Here is a 7,353-nt window from a genome sequence, read left to right on the forward strand (position 1 = left end):
AGGATTCACCCATTTTCTTCTTTAAGAAAACATAGCAGAAATCTCGCAAATCTACCAAGTGTTTTAGCATCTTAGATTTATTGTTTTAGGGTAAATTCGTTTTACTGTTTTATTTTGGCTAACATATGGATAAACGCATCTTTCACTTTTTCTTGCGTTTATTTCCTTTATAGTTGTAACTCCTCTCCGGGTAACTGCAAAGGTGCTTTTTTTGCCGATTTCCTCCCCCTTCTGCCCGATTAGCTACTCTCAGAGCCTTTTTTTAACTTATTTTTACCTTATTCTTCCCCCTCTTGCCCACTAGTCAAGATACATACTTTTTTAGTATGCACCTAGCCTCCCTAATTGATTTTTCGCCCCATATCGCTATCTAAATGCCCTAATTTGTTACTTTTCTTCCAATCTCTATTATTTCCTCTCCCTTATCAAAGAGGTAATTGTACTATTCCGACTGGTGTTTATCCGCCCAAAAGGGAGGAATAAACACCACTGCCTATGCCATTTTTGACGCAATTATACCTTTCCTCCCGCTTTTGCGACAATCGCTGTTCCTGCATGGTAAAAGAATGGGCAAGAGGGGAAGAAATATAGTAGGATTTAGGCTGTGCCTGATAGGAAAATTTAGCTAAACTCTTGAGGGTTAGGCAGGCAATAACAGAGCAGGGCTTCACGGAAAAAGTCAAAGAGAGTTCAAGTAGCACTTTTTAGAGTAACCCACTTTTCCAGGGGTTATCACCTGTACAGTGAAGATCGGGCCTTTCATTTGAGTAAATAGTCTCATTCTGTAGATCCTTCAGTAGCAAGCATTTTCTGTAAACTGGCTTTCTACATTACCATCTGTTACTTACCTTTAATTCCATCTCTAAAGGATGATGTTTTAGCATCTTATCATTTGTCCAGAAGGATGAATACTATGGGCTTACTACTGGTCCAAAATTTATTAATAAAGCCAGAAGAAAGGATCTTTTTTCCTTAAGAACACGAAATATACTTATTTTGCCTCTAGCTTAGCTAGTCCATATGGGCTCATCATGGGCGCACTATTGATCCTATGTTGTACAGCGTTAGATAGAAAGGATAGTTAGTATGACTTTCGTTTAGTTCTAAATAGTAATTAATATTTCTTAAAGTTTGTAATTTGATTCAAGCTAACTTGTGAAAAGTCAAATTTTTGTAACATAATCACATTTGCAGAATTATGAAGCAAATTTTCTATCTCATATTCTTTATTGTCCTTACCATTATCTTTGGGTGTGACAAGGATGAATCTAGCCCTAGAAGTTATTTTTCTCAGTGCGATGCACCTAGAGGACGTCTTATAACCGAAAATAGTGCAACGGTTATGCAACAAACCATTGATGGAAAAAGAATATATTACTTAGGGATTCCTCCTTATGCAGGCGGGTACTTAGTTTGTGATATGCCCAAAGAATTGAAAAAAGAAGGTTTAAAAATTAAATTCTCTGGCTATATGAAAGAAGTAAATTATCCTGAAGGCATGGACCCTATGTGGATACTGATCGAATTGACCTCTATAAACCAAAGCAATGAATAGGCATCATTATTTTTTCTATAACTATGTATTAGCCAGGTTTTATCTTCCAGGTTTACTTTGATGCAGGAAACAAAAGAAAACAAGGTATCAGTTGGTTGCGGCATTTTCCTTAAACTGTTTATCTAACCTGCTGCCTGTTTCTAAACTCTCTTGTATTTCCTGCGCTAAGGGATGCCTTTGCAGCATCTTGTAAGTTGTCCAGAAGGATGGATCATAAGAATGCCTGAAGGTATGTATTTCCTGGTCACAATGGATCTGGTCTTTGCTCTTGATTGCTTTAAATCCACTTATGAGAACTCTATCAATCCAAAGTGTGTGAATATCCAGCTGATGTTCTCCTATATCGCCATTAATAAGTCTGGGAAATTCATACCGGATCATCTGCGGATAATATTTACCTTCCTGTTTCTGACATATTACCTGAACCCTACCTGTAAACGAGTCAAACACATAGTTGGCATGCTCATATTCAATAATGGCATAATCACTGCTATTAATTTTAAGATATCCCATGCTATATCTGTGATTACCTTTTGCTCGAAATGCAATGGTATAGATGGTATCATTGCCTTCCACTTCAACGCTAGTTAGCTTAAAAATATGATCTCTGGCAAGCCATCCTTCTTGATTAAAAATATGGCCTTCCCGGTAAGCTCCTCTCAGTAGATTAACCTGATTCAAGCGGTACAAATAATTTCCATTTAGTACTTTTGGCGCATTTCTAACATATACTCTGGCTCCTTTTATGATCGCAGAGTCTACTTTGCCTAACTCATTAGATTGCCGTAAGTGGTTTACTTGTACTTTCAGGTTATCGCAAGTAAATTCTTTTTTATAATCTGTATCTTGAATAGTAACTGCTGCCTCAATTAACTTAGTGTATTTTTCATTTTCAGTTGATACCATTCGATAAAAACCTTCCATTTGATGAGTTTTGTCTGGATTATTGTTGACCATAGCAAGTAAAGCTAAATGCACTATGCTTTCAAGGTTTTGCTGCTCTGCAGAAGTAGTATCAGTCATTAGCTTATTCCAGTCTGAAAGCTTCTGCTGATGGTCCCTGATATCGGGGAAGGGTGAAATTTGTTTCTTCTTTGCCGGTAACTTAAACTGTAGGGTGTCTTCAGATGCCCTATTTGGAGACTGTAAAAGAGAATCATGTTGGCCATGTGTCTGTGAAGCTTGAAACAGTAGCAGGCTGAAGAGAATCATTATCCAATGTCTCATAGTCAGAAGTATAGGTATAGTCAATAAACCAATTTATCTACTACCAGGCAAGAGAAAAAAGTAAAAAGTGACTAGTCGGAGAGTCACTACCCTTTAAGGGCTTCCCAGAAAATGGCCAGACTAAAGTTCAAGTGCTACTTGTGGAGGGTTCTACAGCTTGAGAATTTTAAATTCCACCCGCCTGTTTTTTTGCCGGCCTTCCAGCGTCTCGTTATCTGCTACCGGCACGTTTTTGCCATAGCCTTTGGTGGTCAGACGTTTGGCTTCAATGCCTTTTCCTAGTAGATACCTCCCGATGGAAGTAGCCCTGCCTTCTGATAGTTTTAAGTTATACTCATCCCCTCCTACACTGTCGGTGTGGCCTGAAATTTCTATTTCAAGTGTTGGATTTTGTTTTAGGTAGGTAGCCAGCTCATTTAGTTCCCTATAAGAAGCAGGAAGAATGGTAGCGGAAGCTGTTTCAAACAGCACATTGCGAAGTTCTATTACCTTTCCTATTGCTACCGTTTCCAAGCCTTGCTGCAAGCTGGAGGACTCGCAGGCATAGAACTTGATTCTATCCAGCCCAAAGTCATTGCCATGCATACCCGGATTCTGGCTGACAATAGTAATTCTAGCTTGGGTATGCTCCCCTGACTGCCAGTTGACAAAAAACTGCTTCCAGGTTTCTCTCTCCTTGGGGGTAGCAAAAGGTTTATCGAGCAATTGCCCGTTGATGGAAAACTGCAAGACTGCCGGATGGATCGTATACAGATTGGAAGCCCAGGCAGAAAAGAAATACAGCGTATTAGGCTTTACGTCAATATCCTGTTGCCAGACAATTTTGTTTTTCCCCATAGAGCCATCCACGGCTAAGAACTTACCTTCCCCCTTGCCAATAAAGCCACCCCAGAAGGTATTGGCATCCATGACAATGCGGTATCTACCTGTGTCTGCCACTTGATGAAGCCGGTAGTCGGTGGTAAAGCTAATGGAATCCCCTTCAAAATCTCCATTGACAATCAGATTCTGCTCCCCGGTAATAAGGCCCTCCGGGCATTGCCCTTTAATCGCGTATGGAAAGAGCAGGCAGAAGAAAAAGCAGCTAAAAAGGGGGCTTAGAAAATTTAGTTGTCGTTTGAACATGAACTTACTATTTATTAAATAACTTTAATCCTTAACGCTACTGTACATCTTACCAGCACTATTTAGCTAGTCATGTGCACGGATTCCAAATCATCTATGAGCAAAAGTAGAGGCAAGTGGCTGCCAGAACAGATCAACTCTGCCTATTATTTTGTAAAAAGAAATTCTTTTTCAAACCCTTCTCCTCTGCCCGTTTCCTTTACTAACACCTTAAAGGTATGGATGCCTGCTTGCATATAGGCATACAGATTCAGCTTTACTTCTTCCTTTCTTTTAATGATCCGATCTCTTTTCTCAAGCAGTTCATTGGTAGCAGCATTATAGATGAACAGGGTTGCCTGTATTTTCTTTGGCAAGTCCATTGGGAGGATTTGGTTATAACGCTCTTCCAGCAGGGAGGGATTAAACGTGTCGTAGTGAATCTTTAGCTCTTTGAGCAAATACTTCCGGTTCAGGTTGGTGATAGCGATAATTTTATAGACGTAGACTCCCTCTTTATCCAGCGTGTCCACCCTGCTATAGGCTGATTGAGCTAACCCATGGGTATTGGCAGAGGCAGACATATTTGCTATTTGTTTAGTCCTTTTCTCGGAGGCATGCCTTCTCAAAATGGTAAATTCACTGATTTGCTCTACAAGCGAATCAGAAAGAACCCAGGCTAGTTGCACTACTTTACTGGTAAGCCGGCTAGTCACCTCTATTGGCTCAGGCAAGGGAAAGAGGACAAAATCCGGGGCGTGGGTGGTTAAGGAAATTTCAAACTGACAGAAATCATTCAGGTAGCCATCGATATTGATCAGATAGGTATGATTGGCTTGCAGGTTATCTAAGGGGAGGGCAATATCATCTTGTGAGCCGGTAGAATAGCAAACGATGTTTTTATAAGTAGAAGGCATACATGGATCGCCATCGATAACCAGCAACTGCACCCCTCTGACATCCCGGCATTGTTGGTTGGTTACAGAAATAAAGTATTGCCCTGCCTGAGCTGTGGTAAACTCAAACCACTGATCATTATGAAATTGAATACAGCCAGTGACCGCCTTTGCATCGACACAGTTCCATTGGACAGTGCAATTCGTGGTATTGGATATTAGCGAGGAGTTTACGGGGAGCTTGAGCCGCTTCTCAATATCGTTATTGACCACCTGGGCAGAGAGAAAAAAGGGAAGAAGAAAACTTAGCCAAAAGATAGATAGATTCATGCGATAGATAGATTCATGCAGGATTAATGAGAAGCCGTGTAGGGTGAACAGATGGATTACTCACGTTTTATGCTTAATTAAAGGATAAATAGTTAAATTGAGTAAAATTTACAGTGCTAGCGCATTTGCTGTACTAGCGCAAGCGAATCAGATTTGAAAAACTTATTGATGAATAGCTTCCTAGGTAACAATTGCATCCTTTTCCGGCACATACTCCCAACCCTATGTTTGCTCATCGCCTCATCGATGCCACTCTTGGGGCAAGATCATCTGAAAGAAGTTAAAAAGCAAGCCGAGCTGATGAGCCAGGCATTAGTCCGGGGAGAGTATAGCAGCTATGTCAAGCGAACTTATCCAGGGCTGGTAGCTGCCTTAGGTGGAGAGGAAAAAATGATTTCCGGGCTTGAAAAGCGGGCTGAAGGGCAAAAACAAGAGGGAGTAACCCTTGAGGCCGTCCGTTTAAATACACCTGCTCAACTAACCATTTCGGGCAGCGACTGGTATACGACCATTGTGCAGATACAAACTTTTAAAGTTAAAAAAGGAGGGAAAAAAGATAAAGGAGGATGGCTGGAATCCCCTTCCACGCTGCTTGCCCTCTCCACAGATGGGGGAAGCAGCTGGTATTTTATCGACACGGCTACTTTGCCAGAAAAAGAGTTAAGAGCCCTTTTGCCATCGCTGCCAAAAGAATTCAAATTGCCCTCAAGGCAGTTGCCTGTTTTTGTGCCTAACTAAATACACACTATATTCTTTTATTAGCTTGCCTTGAGCACGGATTCCCAGCGGGTGGTATAGCAGGGAGATAAAAACTTTCGCTGCATGGGCCAGTTTTTCTGCTCGGCCAGGTGCGTCTGCAAGGCAAACTTAACGGGTGGATCAAATACCCCTTTTTTACCCATTTTCCCATTCAGCTCATCTATGGTTTCCATCAAAAGGGATTGCCGGTTTCGGTCTAGGCTGTCAAAGAGATCCATCTGAATAGCATCCTTTGTATGCAGCCCTGTGAGCATCACGCCAGCCTTTTTGTAGGAATAGCCTGGTCGGTAGATAGATCGCAAGGCCAGGCGCACGTAATGCAGAATTTCAGCCGTGTTTGCTGTTGCTACCGGCAGGCGTAAAGTTCGGCTGTTGGAGTACTGGGGCAAAGTTGTGTTAAAGCCGTTTGTATGAATAAAAATGGTAACAGCTCTTGCTACGGTATTCTCTTTCCGGGCTTTCTCGGCACATTTAAAGGCAAAGTTTGCTACCACCTCCTCCATTTCCTTGTAGGTGGATACATAAGAGCCAAAGCTACGGGAGGTGCAGATGGCTTTTTTAGTGGCCGATACTTTTTCCAGCGGGATACAGGAGATGCCCTTTAGCTCGTATTGAAGTCTCAATCCCGAGATGGTCATGTGCTTTTTCACCCAACCTTCGGGCAGCTGCTTAAACTGCAAAGCGGTCTTTATACCCATTTCCTGTAACCGCTTGTTATACTTTCTTCCAATGCCCCACAAGTCCTCCACCGGATACTTCTCTAACAACTCATCTATTTGATCTGATGTCCGGATCAGCTTAATGCCTTCGTTTTTTTTAGCCACTTTATTAGCGGCTTTAGCAAGGGTCTTTGTGGGGGCAAGCCCGATGGATACGGGGATGCCTGTCCATTTGAGTGTCCGCTCCCGGATCAGGTGGGCATGCTCAGACAATCTACCCTCATCAAATCCGGAAAAGCCTAAAAAACATTCATCAATGGAGTAGATTTCAGACTCCGGGGCAAGCGAGGATAGTACAGTCATCATCCGGTTGGACATATCCCCGTAAAGCTCGTAGTTGGAGGAGAACACGTTTACACCATGTTCATCAATTGTTTTCTTTGCCTGATAGTAGGGCTGTCCCATCGAGATGCCCAGGGCTTTGGCCTCATTTGATCTAGCGATTATGCTTCCGTCATTATTTGAAAGCACCACTACCGGCTTTCCGTTAAGCGAGGGGTTAAATACCCGTTCACAGGAAGCGTAAAAATTATTACCGTCTGCTAAGGCGAACATAAGCTATCGGTTTAGATATATGGATCGTTTTTGATGGATTATTTTTTAGCGTTAAACTTGGTACAGATGGCCGTTACTACGCCAAACAGGTGAAAGCTCTCCCCTTCTTTGATCTCTCTTGCCGGATAGCCTTTGTTTTCCGGGCAGAGGAGGGTTTTGCCTTTCTCATAGCGCAGCCGCTTGACAAAGCATTCGCCATTGATAAAAG

The 7,353-nt window shown here is 42.1% G+C and carries 7 protein-coding genes; 2 read left to right on the forward strand and 5 right to left on the reverse strand.

All coding sequences use genetic code 11. The features are described 5' to 3' along the window. Positions 1 to 1,198: 1,198 nt before the first annotated feature. Positions 1,199 to 1,555 (forward strand): hypothetical protein, encoded by a 357-nt coding sequence (locus Q0590_RS36060; RefSeq protein ID WP_302042542.1) that lies wholly within the window; start codon positions 1,199 to 1,201, stop codon positions 1,553 to 1,555. Positions 1,556 to 1,642: 87 nt separating this feature from the next. On the opposite strand, the gene Q0590_RS36065 is transcribed toward Q0590_RS36060, so the two are convergent. The 3 genes from Q0590_RS36065 to Q0590_RS36075 form a co-directional block, all read right to left on the reverse strand. Further along, entirely contained in the window at positions 1,643 to 2,782 is a 1,140-nt protein-coding gene (locus Q0590_RS36065) for a hypothetical protein (RefSeq protein ID WP_302042543.1), read from the reverse strand. A 150-nt stretch (positions 2,783 to 2,932) separates the two neighbouring features. After that, positions 2,933 to 3,907 carry an OmpA family protein gene (locus Q0590_RS36070; RefSeq protein ID WP_302042544.1) on the reverse strand — a complete coding sequence of 325 codons (975 nt, stop codon included), beginning with the start codon at positions 3,905 to 3,907 and terminating at the stop codon, positions 2,933 to 2,935. A 146-nt stretch (positions 3,908 to 4,053) separates the two neighbouring features. After that, positions 4,054 to 5,112: a hypothetical protein gene (locus tag Q0590_RS36075; protein ID WP_302042545.1), complete on the reverse strand. Its 1,059-nt coding sequence runs from the start codon at positions 5,110 to 5,112 to the stop codon at positions 4,054 to 4,056. A gap of 168 nt (positions 5,113 to 5,280) precedes the next feature. Between Q0590_RS36075 and Q0590_RS36080 the strand changes: the two genes are divergently transcribed. Beyond that, positions 5,281 to 5,850 (forward strand): hypothetical protein, encoded by a 570-nt coding sequence (locus Q0590_RS36080; RefSeq protein WP_302042546.1) that lies wholly within the window; start codon positions 5,281 to 5,283, stop codon positions 5,848 to 5,850. A gap of 20 nt (positions 5,851 to 5,870) precedes the next feature. Here the strand turns inward: Q0590_RS36080 and Q0590_RS36085 are convergent, their stop codons facing one another. Both Q0590_RS36085 and Q0590_RS37740 read right to left on the reverse strand, forming a co-directional pair. Beyond that, positions 5,871 to 7,145, reverse strand: a complete 1,275-nt coding sequence (locus Q0590_RS36085; RefSeq protein WP_302042547.1) for a Y-family DNA polymerase — start codon at positions 7,143 to 7,145, stop codon at positions 5,871 to 5,873. Between the two features lie 38 nt (positions 7,146 to 7,183). Next, positions 7,184 to 7,348 carry a LexA family protein gene (locus tag Q0590_RS37740; protein ID WP_366970829.1) on the reverse strand — a complete coding sequence of 55 codons (165 nt, stop codon included), beginning with the start codon at positions 7,346 to 7,348 and terminating at the stop codon, positions 7,184 to 7,186. Between the last annotated feature and the right edge of the window lie 5 nt (positions 7,349 to 7,353).

The sequence above is a fragment of the Rhodocytophaga aerolata genome (assembly GCF_030503435.1).
Lineage (GTDB): Bacteria > Bacteroidota > Bacteroidia > Cytophagales > 172606-1 > Rhodocytophaga > Rhodocytophaga aerolata.

Bases quoted from the DNA above. Each gene is read 5' to 3' on its own strand.
- Q0590_RS36060 (WP_302042542.1), top strand. From the start codon at position 1,199: ATGAAGCAAATTTTCTATCTCATATTCTTTATTGTCCTTACCATTATC.
- Q0590_RS36065 (WP_302042543.1), bottom strand. From the start codon at position 2,782: ATGAGACATTGGATAATGATTCTCTTCAGCCTGCTACTGTTTCAAGCT.
- Q0590_RS36070 (WP_302042544.1), bottom strand. From the start codon at position 3,907: ATGTTCAAACGACAACTAAATTTTCTAAGCCCCCTTTTTAGCTGCTTT.
- Q0590_RS36075 (WP_302042545.1), bottom strand. From the start codon at position 5,112: ATGAATCTATCTATCTTTTGGCTAAGTTTTCTTCTTCCCTTTTTTCTC.
- Q0590_RS36080 (WP_302042546.1), top strand. From the start codon at position 5,281: ATGAATAGCTTCCTAGGTAACAATTGCATCCTTTTCCGGCACATACTC.
- Q0590_RS36085 (WP_302042547.1), bottom strand. From the start codon at position 7,145: ATGTTCGCCTTAGCAGACGGTAATAATTTTTACGCTTCCTGTGAACGG.